Source organism: Janthinobacterium sp. OK676 (genome assembly GCF_900103595.1).
In the GTDB taxonomy this organism is placed as follows: Bacteria; Pseudomonadota; Gammaproteobacteria; order Burkholderiales; family Burkholderiaceae_D; genus Janthinobacterium.
Map to the genome: position 1 here is coordinate 77,086 of NZ_FNHA01000011.1, position 16,147 is coordinate 93,232.

The 16,147-nt window shown below is 67.6% G+C and carries 12 protein-coding genes; 3 read left to right on the forward strand and 9 right to left on the reverse strand.

All coding sequences use genetic code 11. The features are described from left to right. The first annotated feature begins 5 nt into the window (after positions 1-5). Together BLU39_RS20545 and BLU39_RS20550 are read left to right on the forward strand one after the other, a co-directional pair. A complete protein-coding gene (locus BLU39_RS20545; protein ID WP_086147379.1) occupies positions 6-668 on the forward strand; it encodes a response regulator in 663 nt (220 codons plus the stop codon). 92 nt (positions 669-760) lie between these two features. Continuing rightward, entirely contained in the window at positions 761-1,972 is a 1,212-nt protein-coding gene (locus BLU39_RS20550; protein ID WP_092716338.1) for an NnrS family protein, read from the forward strand. Positions 1,973-1,979: 7 nt separating this feature from the next. Here BLU39_RS20550 and BLU39_RS29200 read toward each other — a convergent pair whose 3' ends face one another. The 9 genes from BLU39_RS29200 to BLU39_RS20590 form a co-directional block, all read right to left on the reverse strand. Further along, positions 1,980-2,105 carry a hypothetical protein gene (locus BLU39_RS29200; protein ID WP_269799988.1) on the reverse strand — a complete coding sequence of 42 codons (126 nt, stop codon included), beginning with the start codon at positions 2,103-2,105 and terminating at the stop codon, positions 1,980-1,982. Positions 2,106-2,138: 33 nt separating this feature from the next. After that, positions 2,139-5,591, reverse strand: coding sequence for a response regulator (locus BLU39_RS20555; RefSeq protein WP_092716340.1), 3,453 nt, complete (start codon positions 5,589-5,591; stop codon positions 2,139-2,141). 48 nt (positions 5,592-5,639) lie between these two features. After that, complete coding sequence (locus BLU39_RS20560; RefSeq protein WP_092716342.1) at positions 5,640-7,322, reverse strand: sensor histidine kinase; 1,683 nt, start codon at positions 7,320-7,322, stop codon at positions 5,640-5,642. 121 nt (positions 7,323-7,443) lie between these two features. Next, positions 7,444-8,967 (reverse strand): response regulator, encoded by a 1,524-nt coding sequence (locus BLU39_RS20565; protein WP_092716344.1) that lies wholly within the window; start codon positions 8,965-8,967, stop codon positions 7,444-7,446. Continuing rightward, positions 8,964-9,326: an Hpt domain-containing protein gene (locus BLU39_RS20570; protein WP_092716346.1), complete on the reverse strand. Its 363-nt coding sequence runs from the start codon at positions 9,324-9,326 to the stop codon at positions 8,964-8,966. The genes BLU39_RS20565 and BLU39_RS20570 overlap by 4 nt, the downstream gene beginning before the upstream one ends. Positions 9,327-9,359: 33 nt before the next feature. After that, positions 9,360-9,986, reverse strand: coding sequence for a response regulator (locus BLU39_RS20575; protein WP_092716653.1), 627 nt, complete (start codon positions 9,984-9,986; stop codon positions 9,360-9,362). A 73-nt stretch (positions 9,987-10,059) separates the two neighbouring features. Then, positions 10,060-10,974 carry an HDOD domain-containing protein gene (locus tag BLU39_RS20580; RefSeq protein ID WP_092716348.1) on the reverse strand — a complete coding sequence of 305 codons (915 nt, stop codon included), beginning with the start codon at positions 10,972-10,974 and terminating at the stop codon, positions 10,060-10,062. Next, positions 10,971-11,609: a hypothetical protein gene (locus tag BLU39_RS20585; protein WP_092716350.1), complete on the reverse strand. Its 639-nt coding sequence runs from the start codon at positions 11,607-11,609 to the stop codon at positions 10,971-10,973. The genes BLU39_RS20580 and BLU39_RS20585 overlap by 4 nt, the downstream gene beginning before the upstream one ends. Before the next feature lie 49 nt (positions 11,610-11,658). Beyond that, positions 11,659-13,347 (reverse strand): methyl-accepting chemotaxis protein, encoded by a 1,689-nt coding sequence (locus BLU39_RS20590; RefSeq protein WP_092716352.1) that lies wholly within the window; start codon positions 13,345-13,347, stop codon positions 11,659-11,661. Positions 13,348-13,657: 310 nt separating this feature from the next. On the opposite strand from BLU39_RS20590, the gene BLU39_RS20595 reads away from it, so the two are divergent. Further along, positions 13,658-16,099 (forward strand): membrane-bound PQQ-dependent dehydrogenase, glucose/quinate/shikimate family, encoded by a 2,442-nt coding sequence (locus BLU39_RS20595; protein WP_092716354.1) that lies wholly within the window; start codon positions 13,658-13,660, stop codon positions 16,097-16,099. Positions 16,100-16,147 lie beyond the last annotated feature (48 nt).

Genomic DNA, 16,147 nt, shown 5'->3' on the forward strand with positions numbered 1-16,147 from the left:
AAAAAATGGAGACACCCGATAAACCGATTACCGTCATGCTGGTGGACGACCACGCGCTGTTCCGCAGCGGCATACGCTCGCTGCTGCAGCGGCATACGGAGTTTTCCGTCGTGGGCGAGGCGGCCGATGGCGTGGAAGGCATCAAGCGTGCCATCCAGCTGCAGCCCGACGTGGTGCTGCTGGACCTGAACATGGCCGGCATGTCCGGCGTGGAAGCGCTGCAGCTGATGCAGCACGACTGCCCCGATACGGCCATCGTCATGCTGACCGTCTCCGAAGACGCGGAAGACCTGGCGACGGCACTGCGCGCGGGCGCCTGCGGCTACCTGATCAAGAATATCGACGCCGACTACCTGGTGCGCGCCATCCGCCGCGCCGCCGCCGGCGAAGTCGTCATCGCCGAAGCGATGACGGGCAAGCTGGTGGCCCAGCTGCAGGCGGGCACGCGGCGCGAGGAACCCGTGTCGGAACTCGACAAGCTCACGCCCCGTGAAAAGGAAATCATCGATTGCCTGTCGCGCGGCGAGAGCAACAAGGGCATCGCCCGCACCCTGGACCTGGCCGAAAGCACGGTCAAGATCCACGTGCAGAACGTGCTGAAAAAACTCAACCTCACGAGCCGCGTGCAGGCGGCCGTGTACGCGGTCGAACACCGGCAGGGCAAGTAGCCGCCGTTATCCAGGTCTAGTCCTTTTTGCCGATGGCCGCCATCGTGCTTTTAAAGTAGTATATTGAATATATCTTTAAAAGCGAGCCCATCATGGCCATTACCCCGATCAGCGAACCTTCCCCACCTTCCACGACGGCAGGCGCGGCGCCCTGGCAGGCCGGCCACGCCGTCTGGCAACTGGGCTTTCGCCCGTTCTACCTGCTGGCGGCCGTGTTTGCGGCCATCGGCATTCCCCTGTGGCTGGCCAGCTATGCGGGCTTGCTGGCGGGCGGCCTGCAGGTGGGGCTGGGCTGGCACATGCACGAGATGGTGTTCGGCTTCGCCGTGGCCGTCGTCGTGGGTTTTTTGTACACGGCCGGGCGCAACTGGACGGGCTTGCCCACGCCGCACGGCGTCCAGCTGATGGCGCTGGTGGCGTTGTGGCTGGCGGGGCGCGTGGCCATGCTGTGCTTTCCTGGCGTGGCGGCGGCCCTGGTGGACTGGGTCTTCCTGCCGCTGGCCGCCTGGCCTTTGTACCTGGTGCTGCGCCGCTCGGGCAATACGCGCAACCTGTTCCTCGTCGGCTTGCTGGCCCTGCTGGCGCTGGCCAATGGCCTGTTCCACGCGTCCGTGCTGGGCGCTCTGCCGCTGTCGCTGTTTGTGCCGGTGCAGGCGGCCATCTTCATCATCGTGCTGATCGAATCGGTGATCGGCGCGCGCGTGATCCCCATGTTTACGCGCAACGGGGCGCCGGGCAGCACGCCCGTGGCCAGCCCCAAGCGGGCCCTGGTGGCGGTGGCCTGCATGGCGGCCGCCGCGATCGCGTGGCTGGCCGACGCGCCGGCCTGGCTGACGGCGCCGCTGGCCTTGGGGGCCGCCGGCGTGTCGCTGGCCAATCTGCTGGCCTGGCAGCCGCAGCGCACGGTGCGCGTGCCGCTGCTGTGGATTTTGCACCTGTCGTATGCGTGGATAGGCATCGGCTTCGCGCTGCTGGCGGGCGCCAGCATGGGTCTGCTGCCGGCCAGCGCCGCGTTTCACGCGCTGACGGTGGGCTCGATGGCGGGATTAATCATCGGCATGATGACGCGCACCACCCTGGGCCATACGGGGCGTGCGCTCAAGGGCGGCAGGGCGGAAGCGGCCATGTACTGGCTGATCCAGCTGGGTGCGCTGGCACGCCTGCTGGCCGCCATCGGTCCCGTCTCGCTGGCCATGCCGTTGCTGCTGGCGGCCGGCGCTTGCTGGTCGCTGGCCTTTGGCCTGTATGCGTGCGTGTATGCGCCCTATCTGTGGCGCGCCAGGGTCGATGGCCGCGAAGGGTAGACTGGGGTCAGGAAGGGCGCCAGGCCAGCAGTTTTTTGATTTCCGGCGCCCAGTAGGACAGCGATTCGCCCACGACGAATAGCAGCATGCCCAGCATGAAAGCTCTCAGCAGCAAATCCCTGCACCAGATCATGGCGTCTCCTTAATTTTCATCTTGGCAAGTTTATCATTGGCATGCACGGCCATGTTGAGTTTCTGGCATGACCGCCTGGCCGGACGGTGTCGTCTGTGCCGTGAATGCGGCGGCGGCAGCGATGGCGTGCGCCAGCGCCTGTTCCAGCGCATCGAGCGCGGCCGACGCATCGTCGCCCGCGTGCAGCCGCTGTTCCGCTTGCTGGGCCGCATGCAGGGTGGCGGGCAGGGCCAGGCTGCCGGCCACGCCGGCCAGCTTGTGCGCCAGCGCCGCGGCGTCGCCGCGTGCATCGGCCGCCAGCAGCGCGCGCATGGCGCTCACCGTGTCGCGGTAGGTGTTGCCGAAGTGCGACAGGTGCTGGCGGTAGGGCGCTTCATCGCGCCACTGCGCCATGCCTTGCACCAGGTCGATCACGGGCGCCGCGCCGCTCTCCCGTACCGGCATTGCCGCTTCGGCCACGACCGGCGGCAGGGCCGGCAACCCTTGCGCATGGCGCCGGTGCGCGCGCGCGATCAGGGCGATGGTCTGCGGCACGTCGAACGGTTTGCTGATGAAATGGTTCACGCCCGCGTCCAGCGCCGCCGTGCGCTGCGTCTGGAAGGCCCCGGCCGTCAGCGCCACCACGGGCAGGTCCTGGAATTGCGGCAGCTGGCGCAGCGCGCGCGTGGCCTGCAAGCCATCCATGACGGGCATCTGCACATCCATCAGCACGATGTCGACGTCGGCCGGGTGGGCCAGCAGCCAGTCCAGCGCCTGCCGGCCGTCGCAGGCAAACGAGGGCAGGGCGCCCTGGTCGCACAGGATGTGGTTGACCACGTCGCGGTTGATGTCGCTGTCGTCGACCACCAGCACGCGCACGCCGGCCAGCACGCGTGCGCCCAGCGCTGCATGGCCGGCGTCCAGGCCGGCATCCAGGCCGGCCGCTTCGGCGCGCCGCTGGCGCGCTTCCATCGCCGCGTTGTACAGGCTGGAAGCCGTCACCGGTTCGTTGAGGATGGCGTCGGCAGGATTGGCCGGGTCCGTATGGCGGCGCGCGGGCGCTGTCGCCGGCGCGCCAGTGGCCGCCAGGATGACGATGGGGCAGTCCTGCGGCGGCAGATGCTCGCGCAGCGCGCGCGCCGTCGCGTCCCCGTCCATGTCCGGCATGCGCGCGGCCAGCAGGACGACGCCGGGGCGCGCATCCTCGGCGCAGGCCAGCGCGTGCTCGAGCGCCGCCTGGCCGCCGGACACGGCATGTACGCTCCAGCCCAGCCCCTGCGCCACGGCGGCCACGGCGGCGCGCGTGTCGGCCTTGCCATCGGCCAGCAAGACGCGCAGGCCCTGCATGTCGGGCGAGGGCAGGGCGCTGGCGGGCAACAGTTGCAGCGGCACCGTGAAACTGAAGGCGCTGCCCTGGCCCGGCTCGCTTTGCAGGCGCAGCGAGCCGCCCATCAGGCGCACCAGCTGGCGGCAGATGGTCAGCCCCAGGCCCGTGCCGCCGAAGCGGCGGGTGGTGGACGTGTCGGCCTGGGCGAAGGCGGAAAAGATCGCTTCCTGCACTTCGGCGGCGATGCCGATGCCCGTGTCGCGTACGCAAAAGCACAGCACGGCGGCGTCGCCGTCGCGGCTTTCCAGCGCGGCCGACAGTTCGACCGTGCCTTGCGCGGTAAACTTGATGGCATTGCTGGTCAGGTTGACCAGCACCTGTTCCAGCCGCAGCGCGTCGCCCACCACCAGGTCGACGCCGTCGGGCAGCGGCCCGATCCGCACCTCGATCGGCTTGTCGTGCGCGGCCACGCCCATGCTGGCGGCGATCTTCTCGATCACCTCGGCCAGGCGGAACGGCGCCTGTTCGATCGTCATGTGGCCCGCCTCGATTTTCGACACGTCGAGCACGTCGTTGATGATGCCCAGCAGCGACTGGCCGGCGGCGCGGATCTTGTGCGCCATCTGCAGCGCTTCGCCATCGAGGCCGCCCCGTTCCAGCAGCCAGGCCATGCCGAGGATGGCGTTGAGCGGCGAGCGGATTTCATGGCTCATGTTGGCGAGGAATTCCGCCTTGCTGCGGTTGGCCGCTTCGGCCGCGTCGCGCGCCAGCAGCATGGCTTCGTCGGCCTGCTTTTGCGCGGAAATATCCTGCGCAAAGATCAAAGTGGCCGGCCCGTCCTTGAGCATCACGCGCGTGGTGGTCTTGAACATGGGGACGAAAAGCCCCTGCTTGCCCAGGCCGACGGTCTCGAACACTTGCTCGCTGGGCGAATCGGCCTCGATCAGCGCTTCGTTGGCGGCCAGCGCCGCCTGCGATGGCGCGGCTATCATGGCGGACCAGGGCAGGCCGTTCAAGTCGTCTTCCGCCGTGTAGCCGTGCAGCCTGCGGTAGCGGGGATTCGAATAGATGAAGCGGCCGTGGCGCAGGATGGCGATGGCCACGGGCGCATCTTCGATCAGGGTGCGAAAGCGCGTTTCGCTGTCGGATACGGCTTGCATGGCCTGGCGCTCCCTTTCCTGTTCCGCATGCCAGGCGGCCTGCTGCCGGCGCCGACGCTGGCTCCAGAACAGCAGGCAGGAGGCGGCCAGCGCCAGCATGGCAAAGGAGAGCAGGTAGCTTAGCGCCTGGCGCCGCAGCGGGGCGGCGACGGCCGCTTCTTCGCGGCTCAGGCCGATGATCAGAGCGCGGTCCATGTGCAGGGCTGCGGGGACGATGGTGGCCATCGCCATGATGCGGGGCGCGGCGACGCCGTCGCCGGCAATCTCGACGCCGCTCAGCACGCCCGCCTGGTAGCCGCTGTCGCGAAAGCGCCGCAGGAAGCCGCCGGGGACGTCCATATCGCCGCCGTTGGCATTCCTGGGCGGATAGTTGAGAAATTGCCGGCCGTCGCCATGCAGCACCACGGCCCAGACGTCGGGCGCGTACATGGCGGTGCGGAACTTGGCCGTGAAGTATTCGGGATCGAAGGTGGCGACCACGACGCCGGCAAAGCGGCCCTGCTTGTCCTGCACCATGCGCGAGGCCGTGATGACCAGGTCTCCCTTGAAGGAATGAAAGGGGGGCGAGATGTACAGCATGCGGGCATCGGGAGCGTCGCGCGCCGTCTGGAAGTAGGCGCGGCGGGAAAAATCCTGGTCCGCCAGTTCCGGGATGTTGGTGGCGACGAGCTTGCCGCCGGCGTCGATGACCAGCATGGTGCGCACGCCCGGCATGGCGTCGACCAGCGCGGACAGGCGCCGGGGCAGCGCTTGCCCCGCGTCGGGCGCGGCGCCGGCCGCAAGGTAGTCGCGGATCACGCCGCCGAGCACGAGGTTGGTCGCTGCCAGGTCGACTTCGATATTTTTCGCCAGCAGCGCCGTCAGCACGCTGAGGCGCTCACGTTCGGCCGCGTCATGGCGCGCCGCTTCCGCCAGATGTGCGTAGGCGAGGGCGGCAGCGACGATGAGCAGCCCGAGGAGCAAAAACAGCCATTCGATCCAGGGTCTGCGCACTGCCGCCGCATCTGTGTGATAGGTCATGCGACGATGCTATACCCGATATGGCTGGAGAACAACTTTTGCGCGCGACTATGCATGCGATAGTGTGGTCAATTTGCCGCCCAGCGGCAGGTGCAGGCGGAAGACGGCGCCTTCGCCCGGCGCGGACGTCACGCCGATGCGCCCGCCCATCAGGGTGACGAGCTGGCGCGCGATGGCCAGGCCCATGCCGGCGCCGTCATGGGCGCGGCTGGGCGAATCGTCCGCCTGCGAGAATTTGTCGAAGATGCCGCCCTGCTGCGCCTGCGCGATGCCGATGCCCGTATCGCGCACCTCGATCTGCAGGTCGGCGCCGCTGTGCATGACGTGCACGTCGACCCGTCCCGCGGCCGTGTAGCGCACGGCGTTATCGAGCAGGATATCGAGTACGCGCACGAGACGCACGCGGTCGCAATCGATGCTGGGCGGCGTGGCCGGCGCCACCTGCGCGGCCAGCAGCAGGCCCTTGTGCTCCGCGCGCGCGCGGTGCGGCGCCAGCGCCAGTTCCAGCAGCTGGTCCAGTGGCGCGGCGCTTGACTCCAGCCGTACCTGCTTGTGTTCGAGCGCGCTCAATTCCATCGCCGCCTCGACCATGGACAGCAGCTGGCGGCCGCTGTCCTGTATCGTTTGCGCATAGGCGGCCTGTTCCGGTTCGCGCAGCTGCTCGAGCAGCAGCTCGGAGAAGCCGAGGATGCCATTGAGCGGCGTGCGCAATTCATGCGACATGTTCGACAGGAAGCGCGACTTGGCTACGCTGGCGGCGATGGCCCTGGCGCGGCTGTCGACCAGGCGCCCGATCAGCAGCACCAGCGCGGCCCACGACAGCACGATCAGCGCGCTCGTGATGGCCGCCATCAGCAGGGCCTGGTCGCGGCGCGAGACGTAGTCGGCCAATACGGTGTCGCGGTCCAGCCCGACCAGCATGTAAAGCGGGTAGCCGGCCAGTTTTTCGAATGCGTACAAGCGCAGGATGCCGTCGACGGGACTGCGTTCCGTGAAGCTGCCCCGCGTTTTACCTTGCATCAAGGAAAACACCTGGCTGCCGCCGATATCCTGGCCGATGGTGTCGACGTCGCCGACGCGGCGCGCGCGCACTACGCCATCACTGCCGACCAGTTCGATGGAGCTGTTCTCGCCCAGGTCGACTTCGTCGTACAGGCGCGTAAAGTAATACGGGTCCATCGACACCACCACCACGCCCTTGTAGCGGCCATCGGCATGGTTGATGCGGCGCGTCATCTGGATTGACCATTTTTTCGACACGCGGCCCAGCACCGGCTTGCTGATGAACAGTTCGCCGCTGTCGCGCTGCACGTGTACCCGGATGTGCTCGCGGTCGGCCAGATTGGTCGGCTGGAAGGGGCGGCTCGACAGTACCATGTCGCCCTGTTCGTCGACGATGGTAAACAGGTTGTACAGGGGGCCGGGATTGAGACCTTGCCGCAGGTCCGACCCGATGTCGAGGCGGCTGCCCAGCGCCTGGTAGCGGCTGCGCAGGTAGGTGACGGCCTGGTCCGCCCCCTCGATCGTGCGGATCGCGTGCTCGTCGAAGATGCGCGCCATGCTGCGCGCATCGCGCACGGCGTCGGCGATGGCGGCGTTATGGGCGTGCCGCAGTTGCAGCACCGTGATGCTCCACAGCCCCGCCAGCAGCACGGCCATGAAGAGCGACAGCAGGGTACGCGCATCCCAGCGTTCCCAGGCCTTGGCCTTCCAGTATCTGTGCTGTTGCATGCCGCCTCCGCAAGGTAGATCATTCTGCGCGTGATGTATCAATTATAGCGAATATAATTGAATTTATCGAATAAAATGATTTTTATGCGGGAAGTGTTGTATTGAGCGCCGGCCCCTGCGGCTAGGGCGTCGCGGTCTGGCGCGCCAGCCAGCGCTCGACCGTCTCGCGCAGCTGGGCGGCCGTGAAGGGTTTGGACAGGTAGTCGTCCATGCCGGCCGCCACGCAGCGCTGCCGGTCGTCTTCGGTGACGCCGGCCGTGAGGGCGATGACGGGCAGGCGCGCGGTGCCGCTGGCCGCTTCGCGGGCGCGCAGGGCCTGGCACGCCTGGTAGCCGTCCATGACGGGCATCATGCAATCCATCAGCACCAGGTCGTACTGCCGTTCGGCCAGCGCCTGCAGGCCCAGCGCGCCGTTTTCCGCCGTGTCGATGGTATAGCCGCGGCCGCCCAGTTGCAGGCACACGAGCTGGCGGTTCAGCGCCGTGTCCTCGACCAGCAGGATGCGCGCGCCCGCTTCCGATGCGGGCGCAGGTGCGGCAGGTGCGGATGCGGGCAGCGGCGCGATCTCCGGCTCCGGCGGCCCGGCTGCGGGCGCCGTTTCCGCGTGCGCCTGCTGAGCCAGCACCATGGCCGTGTCGCGCTCCTGGCGCCGCAGCAGGGACATGATCAGCGCGATGGCCCCGGCCAGCACGAGCAGGCCGACGACGGCCGCGCCGCCCATGGTGCGCAGCATGCGCCGCCAGCCCGCCAGGTAGACCTCGTCCGTGACGGTGACGTTGATGGCCAGCGGATAGTCGCGCACCAGCCGTACGCCGGCCATGCGGTCGACCGCGCGCCCCTGCTCGGCCGTGCGCGGCGAGTCCACCTGCAGCACGCCGTCCGTCTTGCCCTGTTCCAGCAGGCGGTAGGTGCTGCCCGTCAGGTTACGCTTGCCCATCATGTCGGGCACGGCCGGCCAGCGGGCCAGCAGCGTGTAGTCGCTGCGGTACAGGGAAAAGGCCGTGTGCTCGCCGATGCTGGTGCTCTGGAAGAATTTGCTGAAGAAGTCGCACGACAGGCCGACCAGCACCACGCCCAGGAAGCGGCCGTCCGGCGCGCTGATGCGCCGGCTGATATAGAAGGTCCAGGCGCCATTGCCCTTGTTTTGCACGGGCGCGCTCACGTGCATGCCGCCGTCCGGGTGGCGCCGGTGATAGTCGAAGTAGTCGCGCTCGCCGAGGTGGATGGGCGGCGCGGGAAAGGCGCGGCTGAAGACCAGCACGCCGCCGTCGCCGCCGACGATGGATACGACGTCCACTTGCGGCACGCCGCCGATCTTGTGCCGCAGCATCTGGTGCGTGGCCGGGGTGCCGACGGCGGCCGCCAGCGCTTGTGCGTCCGCTGGGGCGGCGGCCTCGATGTCGTTGCTGACGCTGTCGAGCACGAGCCTGGCGGCCGTCATGCTCTGGGCCGTGTTTTCCGCCAGCAGCAGCGACAAGTTGGACAGATCCTGTTTCCAGTCGTCGATGGCTTCGCGGTGCAGCAGCACGCCGGAGACGACGATGCGCAGCGCCAGCAGGACCAGCAATACCAGTCCCACGATGGCCGCCGTGGTGCGCGGCCGGTAGCGGTGCACCAGGCGCAGGGCGGCCTGGCGCGCGTTCATGCCTGCGCGCCCGTGTATTCGAGCATGCTGCGGCGTACCTCCCGCTCCACTTCGCCGATCAGCGCCGCCGTTTCCGCCAGCCAGTCCGATGCGGCCACGCCCTGGTGGCGCACCAGCTGCTCGAGTTCCGCCAGGCGCGCCACGAGGGCGCTGGCGCCCAGCAGGGCGACGGTGCCGCGCAAGGTGTGGCAGCTATGCACGATGGCTTGCGCCGCACCGCCGCGCACGGCCTGCTCGACGCGGGCAAACATGGCCGGCGACGTGTCGAGGTAGGTCTGGGACAGGGCGCGGAACATCTCCAGGTCGTCGCCGGTGGCCCGGAACAGCACGGCAGGATCGATGTGGCGATAGGCTGGCATGGCGGCTCCGTGGCGAAGGAAAGCGGTGGCGGGTCAGGCGGCCAGGCTGTGGCGCCGCGCATGGCCGGCGCAGCAGGCGCGCAGGTAGCCGCGCAACTCGTCATAATTGACGGGCTTGGCAAAGAACACGACGCCGGGCGGCACGCCGCCCCGTTCTTCCAGCTCTTCCTGCGTCAGGCTCGACAGCATGGCGATGTGCATGTCCGCCAGCAGCGGGTCGGCCAGGATGGTGCGGATGACCTCGTAGCCGTCGATGCCTTCCATGACGATGTCGGCCAGCAGGATGTCGGGCTGGTCGCGGGCGATTTCCATCAGCGCCTGGTAACCGTTCTCGCAAAAGCGCAAGTCCGCCTGCAAGCCCCATGAACCGATCTGCTTTTCATACAGCGCGCGCTCGATCGGATTGTCTTCGATCACGAGGATGGAGGGCGGACGGCCCGACGGGGCGGGGCGGCTGGCCCGTGCCGCGCGCTGGTCCTGGCCCGGCTGGCCGGGATTGCCCTTGTAAGCTTCGACGGCCGCAAGGGGAATGCGCCGGTGGCCGCCCTTGGTCTTCCAGGCTTCGATCACGCCTGCCTCGACCAGTTGCTGCACCGATGTGACCGAAATACCGAGGATTTCGGCAGCCTTTTGGGTAGTGCAAACGTCTGCGGTGTGCATGATGGGCTTTATGGTCGCGATGTAGTTGAAGGGAATGATACGCAATCGGGCTCAAAAAATCAATTTCAACGAATTAGATGAATTCACTAAAAACCAGGGCCGCAGCGGGCCGGACCCGCGTGCGCGCGCGGCAGGGGGCGGGATGGGCGTGCGGCTCCAGGATGTCGTTCCATTCGCTCCACTCGGCGTTGCTGTGGCGTAGCAGGGTTTCCATGTGTTCCCCGTCCATGCCCAGTACCCGCGCGGCGGCCAGGGCCGGCCCGCGCGGCCCCGCGCCATTGAGCAGTATCAGGTCGGCGAAGCCGCTGGCCAGCTTCAGCAGCCAGGCCAGGTCCGTCATGCGTCCGGCCCGTCCGAAGCCGGGCGGCGCCGCGTGGCAGCGCACGGCGTCGCACAGGATGTCCGGCATGCCCCAGTCCCGCATGAGGATGGCCGACAGCGCCAGCTGGTGGTGGCCGAAGCGCTGCGACTCCGCGCACAGCAGCCGGGTCCTGGCGGCATCGCCGTACTGGCCCAGCAGTTCGCCATATTCCTGCGGATGCAAGGTGGCCAGGGCCAGCTGGCCGCAATTGGCCAGCAAGCCGCAGCTGTACAGCGTGTCGGCCGGCGCCAGCTGGAGCGCGTGGCCCGCCACGCGGGCGGCGCACGCCATGGCCAGCGAGTGCGACCAGAAGCGCTGCGCATCGAAGCGGGCGCAGGTGGGCGCCGGCAGGGCCGGGGCGGCGAACGCCTGGCGCAAGGCTGGCAAGCCGATGGCCGCCAGCATCGCGGCGTTGACGGCCGCATGCAGGCGCTCGCCCGGCGGCACGCCCGCATTCGCCAGGCCGATGATCTTGCCGGTCAGGGCCGGATCGCAGCCCAGTTGTTCCGCCAGCTCATCGAGCGGCACCTGCTGCCGGCTCAAGGCGGCCTGCCAGTGGCGCCGCCAGGCGGGCGAAGGCAGGAGGGCGCCGCCCAGCAGGCGCGCCAGGTCGATGTGCGCGCTCATGGCCGGCTTCCTACGCCATTGCAGCCATCGGCCTGCGCCGCCCCCGCCGTTTGCAGGACCGTGACTGCTTGCGACAGCGCGTCGAGCGCCATCAGCAGTTCCGCGTGCAGGCGGCGCAGGGCGCCGATATCGTTGGAAAAGCCCGCATGCACGGCCTGGCGCGCCAGCGCCTGCAGGGCGAGCAAGCCCATGGACTGGCTGCCGTCGAGGATTTCCTGCGCCAGCACGCGCGCCGGCGCGGCCCGCTCGCAGCGCAGCGCGTGGGCGATGCCAGCCAGGCGGTCGCGCGTCTCGGCCACGAACAGGGCCAGAATCTCGCCCTGCAGGCGGCGGTCGTAGCCGAACATGGCGTCCAGGCGGGCCGCATCGAACGGCGGCATGTCCGGCGCCACTGGCGCTGGCGGCGCCATCTCCGCCTCCTTGGCCTGCTGGCTGGCCTTGCGCATTTGCAGCAGCGCATGCAGATCGGCCGGCGCCGTGCCGGTGGCTGGCGCGCGGCCGGCCTGGTGCCAGCGGGTGCGGCGCCAGAGCAGGGCGGCCAGCAGCAACAGCAAGGCCGCCAGCGCCATCGCCGGGCGCATCAGCGACAGGTCTTCGCAGCGAAGGAAGGGATGAAAGGCAAGGAAGGCGTTCATGGCGGTGCTCCAGTACGGTCTATGCAAGTGATCCTGCGTGATGGCGGACCTAAAATACTTCCCAGTCGCCCGAATCGTCGGCGGCCGGCGCCGCATTCCGGGCCTGGCCTGCGGGACGGGTGGCGACCAGCTTGAGCGTCGCCTTGTGCCGAGGCGGCTGCGCGGGACGCGGGGCGGCAGGCGCGCGCGGTGCCGCGCCGGCCTGTCCGGCCGCCAGCGTGAAGGCGCCCACCACGCCGGCCAGCCTGGCGGCCTGCTCCTGCAGCGATTGCGATGCCGCCGCCGCTTCCTCGACCAGGGCCGCATTCTGCTGCGTGACTTCATCCATCTGCGTGATGGCGCGGTTGATTTCCTCGATGCCCGTGCTTTGCTCCGCGCTGGCGGCCGAAATTTCGCTGACGATGTCGGTAACGCCGCGTACCGTGTCGACCACTTCCGTCATGGCCGCGCCGGCCTGCCGGACCAGCTTGCCGCCTTGTCCCACCTGTTCCACGGAGTCGGTGATGAGTACCTTGATTTCCTTCGCGGCGGCCGCCGAACGGTGCGCCAGGCTGCGCACTTCGGTGGCGACGACGGCAAAGCCGCGCCCCTGTTCGCCGGCGCGGGCCGCTTCCACGGCCGCATTCAGGGCCAGGATATTGGTCTGGAAGGCGATGCCGTCGATGACGCCGATGATGTCGGCGATCTTGCCGGACGAGTTGTCGATCGCTTCCATCGTGCGTATCACGTCGCCCATCACCTGGCCGCCCCGCTGCGCCTTGTCCGAGGCGCTGACGGCCATTTGCCGGGCCTGGCGGGCATTGTCCGCGTTCTGCCGCACGGTGGCCGTCAGTTCTTCCATGGCCGACGCGGTTTCTTCCAGCGAGCCCGCCTGCTGTTCCGTGCGCGCCGACAGGTCCAGGTTGCCGGCCGCGATCTGGCCCGAGGCCGTGCCGATGCTGTCCGTGCCGGAACGCACTTCGGCCACGATGCGCACCAGGCTGGCGTTCATGTCCGCCATGGCCTGCATCAGTTGGCCCACCTCGTCGCGCGAGGTGGAGACGACCTGCACGCTGAGGTCGCCGCCAGCGATGGTGCGGGCCACGCCGATGGCGCCGTCCAGCGAGGCGGCGATGCGCCGCGCCAGCAGCAGGCCCATGCCGGCCACGAGCACCGTCACGGCCAGGGCCAGGCCGATGGCAATCCAGCGTGCGCTGGCCGCGGCGGCGGCGCCATCGGCCGCGCCTTTGACGGACAGGTTTTCGTTGTAGCGGTAGTGGGCGGCCAGTGCGTCGACCAGTTCCCTGATGACGGGCTGGCTCTCCATCAGCAAGTCGCGCGCCGCGTCCAGCTGGCCCGCCTTCGACAGGGCCAGCACCTTGTCGCGCACCGTGTCGTAGCGTGCCAGCACGGCACGGTCGGCGGCCAGCAGCGCGCGGTCCTGTTCATCGGTGATATCTTCTTTTTCATACTGGTCGAGGGCCTTGCCCACCGCCGCGCGCGCTTCGCCGATGCCCGTTTCCAGCGCAGCGCGCCTGGCCGCATCCTTGCTGGCCATGTGCTGCCAGACGGCCGTGCGCATCTGCGCGAACGGCACGAAAGCCTGGTTCAAGGTAAGCAGGCTGGGTACCGTGTTGACAGTGGCGTAGCTGGCCGCCGTGTACACGCGGTCCATCTGGTAGATGCCAAAGCCTGCCAGGGCGGCCAGCCCCAGGACGACGGAGAGTATCAAGGCGTACAGCCGTTTTGCGATGGTCATGATGGGCGCCGCTCCAAAAAGTGAAATTCTAGAAAAATGCCTGGATTGGATGAGTTTTTTCATTTTACGATAAAAATTCGTTTTATTCGAGAAATTTGTTGTTTAATTATTTTATTTAATTATTTCTATCGAAATCGTGTAGCCGTGGCGGGCTGGACGGTAGGAGCGTGTATAAAAAGCCACACGGCGCGTACCTGGCCTTCTGGCGTGTGGCACGCTTTGCCGATTAGTGAAAAAATGAATTTCCTTGATCGCCCTCAAATACGGTGCGCAGGCGCGTGCCGCCGACTGACTCTTGTAAAGGAGCATCATGACTGCCTCTGCCCGGCCTGGACCCTTGCTTGTCATCACCGCACTCATCTTCTTCTTGCTGGGCCTGGCGCTCGCGGGCGGCGGCGCCTGGCTCGTCAGCCTGGGCGGTTCCTGGTATTACGTCGTGGCCGGCATCGGCATGCTGATCGCGGGCGCGCTCGTGTGGAAGGGGCGGCGCAGCGCCCAGCTGTTTCTCGCGCTGCTGCTGTTCGCCACCCTGATCTGGTCCGTGATCGAAGTGAAATTCGACTGGTGGCAATTGCTGCCGCGCCTCGATATCTGGTTCGCCGCCGCCGTCTGGCTGCTGCTGCCCTTCGTCGACCGCCGGCTTGATCCGCCATTGGCGGCCGGGGCGAAACCGCGCGATGCGGGCAAGAGCGCGCTGACGGCCGCCGTGGTGCTCACGGCCGCCGTGGGCGTGTTCTCGCTGTTCCAGGACTATTACACTGTGCATGGCGAAGTGCCGGCCGAAAACATGGCGGCCACGCCGCAAGGCGATGTCGCGCCCGGCGTGGCGCCCAACGACTGGGCCGCCTATGGCCGCTCCGGTTATGGCGACCGCTATGCGCCGGCCGCGCAGATCACGCCGGCCAACGCGTCGCAGCTGCAACAGGCGTGGGTCTACAACACGGGCGACTTCAAGGGGCCGAACGACCCGGGCGAGATCGCCAACGAAGTCACGCCCCTGAAAGTAAACGGCAAGCTGTACCTGTGCACGCCGCACAACATCGTCATCGCGCTCGATCCGGATACGGGCAAGGAGCTGTGGCGCCACGATCCGAAGATCAACCGCGACGCATCGAGCTACCAGCACATGATCTGCCGCGGCGTGGCCTACTGGGACGTCAATGCGGGCCGGGCCAAGGATGACCCTGCGCCGCAGGCGGCCGGCATGGAGTGCCCGCGCCGCATCTTCGCGCCCACGATGGATGCCACCCTGATCGCCGTGAATGCCGATACGGGCGAGGCGTGCAAAAGCTTTGGCGAAAACGGCGTGATCGGCCTGTACCACGGCATGGGCATGAAGAAGCGGGGCTTCCTGATGCCGACGTCGCCGCCGGCCGTGGCGCAAAACGTGGTGGTGATGGCCGCCAGCGTCACCGACAATTTTTCCACGGAAGAGCCGTCAGGCGTGATCCGCGGCTACGATCCCGTCACGGGCAAGCTGATGTGGAACTGGGATGCGTCGAATCCCGACGACACGGCGCCGATCGCCGATGGAAAAACGTACACGAACAATTCGCCCAATTCCTGGGGCGTGTCCAGCGTCGATGAACAGCTGGGCATGGTCTACATCCCGATGGGCAATGAAACGCCGGACACCTGGGGCGGCAACCGCAATCCCCACGGCGAGAAATACAATAGCGCCATCGTCGCGCTGGACCTGGCGACCGGCAAGGTACGCTGGGTCTACCAGACCGTGCATCACGATATCTGGGACATGGATATCGGCGGCCAGCCCACCCTGGTCGACATCGATACGCCCAAAGGCAAGGTACCATCGGTTGTTGCCACCACCAAGCGGGGCGACATCTACGTGATCGACCGGCGCGACGGCAGCCTGGTCGTGCCGGCGCCGGAAAAACCCGTGCCTACCGCCAACGCCGCCGCTGGCGACCGCCTGTCGCCCACGCAGCCATTCTCGGCCCTCACTTTCCTGCCCGAGAAAAACATCAGCGAAACGGATATGTGGGGCACGACGCCGCTCGACCAGCTCGCCTGCCGCATCATTTTCCGCCAGCACCGCTACGAAGGGCCATTCACGCCGCAAACGGTGGCCGAAGGCAAGATCAAGGGCGCCATCATCTCGCCGGGCCCGCTCGGTATCTTCGAGTGGGGCGGGGCGGCCGTCGATCCCGTGCGCCAGTTACTGCTGGTCAATCCCGACTACATGGGTTTCCTGGAACGCCTGGTGCCGCGCGCGCAAGCGAACGCGAAGGGCGGCACGGGCACGGAAATGGGCTTGCAGCCGCAGACGGGCGTGCCGTTTGCCGTGGAAATCAAGCCTTTTCTTTCGCCGCTGGGCTTCCCATGCCAGGCGCCGCCATGGGGCTATATCGCCGCCGTCGACCTGCGCACGATGAAAAAAGTATGGATGCACAAGAACGGCACCACGCGCGATAGCGCGCCCGTACCCATCGCCTTGCCGCTGGGCGTGCCCAGCCTGGGCGGCATGTCCACCACGGGCGGCGGCGTGGCCTTCCTCAGCAGCACGCTCGACTACTACATCCGCGGCTACGACGTGCGCAACGGCAAGACCGTCTGGAAAGCCCGCCTGCCGGCCGGCGGCCAGGCCACGCCGATGAGCTATGTGTCCGATAAAACGGGCAAGCAGTATGTCGTCGTCATGGCCGGCGGCCACGGTTCACTGGGCACGAAGATGGGCGATAGCCTGGTGGCGTTTGCCTTGCCGGATGCGGCGGTGGAGAAGAAAAAGTAGAAAGCGGAGGGCAAGCACCTGGAAAGAGCTGGGGGCAGTCGCTTCGCG

Coding starts and splice junctions, on each gene's coding strand:
- BLU39_RS20570 (WP_092716346.1), bottom strand. CDS start 9,326: ATGCCAGCCTATCGCCACATCGATCCTGCCGTGCTGTTCCGGGCCACC.
- BLU39_RS20585 (WP_092716350.1), bottom strand. CDS start 11,609: ATGAACGCCTTCCTTGCCTTTCATCCCTTCCTTCGCTGCGAAGACCTG.
- BLU39_RS20580 (WP_092716348.1), bottom strand. CDS start 10,974: ATGAGCGCGCACATCGACCTGGCGCGCCTGCTGGGCGGCGCCCTCCTG.
- BLU39_RS20560 (WP_092716342.1), bottom strand. CDS start 7,322: ATGCAACAGCACAGATACTGGAAGGCCAAGGCCTGGGAACGCTGGGAT.
- BLU39_RS20565 (WP_092716344.1), bottom strand. CDS start 8,967: ATGAACGCGCGCCAGGCCGCCCTGCGCCTGGTGCACCGCTACCGGCCG.
- BLU39_RS20595 (WP_092716354.1), top strand. CDS start 13,658: ATGACTGCCTCTGCCCGGCCTGGACCCTTGCTTGTCATCACCGCACTC.
- BLU39_RS20575 (WP_092716653.1), bottom strand. CDS start 9,986: ATGCACACCGCAGACGTTTGCACTACCCAAAAGGCTGCCGAAATCCTC.
- BLU39_RS29200 (WP_269799988.1), bottom strand. CDS start 2,105: ATGATCTGGTGCAGGGATTTGCTGCTGAGAGCTTTCATGCTGGGCATG.
- BLU39_RS20555 (WP_092716340.1), bottom strand. CDS start 5,591: ATGACCTATCACACAGATGCGGCGGCAGTGCGCAGACCCTGGATCGAA.
- BLU39_RS20545 (WP_086147379.1), top strand. CDS start 6: ATGGAGACACCCGATAAACCGATTACCGTCATGCTGGTGGACGACCAC.
- BLU39_RS20550 (WP_092716338.1), top strand. CDS start 761: ATGGCCATTACCCCGATCAGCGAACCTTCCCCACCTTCCACGACGGCA.
- BLU39_RS20590 (WP_092716352.1), bottom strand. CDS start 13,347: ATGACCATCGCAAAACGGCTGTACGCCTTGATACTCTCCGTCGTCCTG.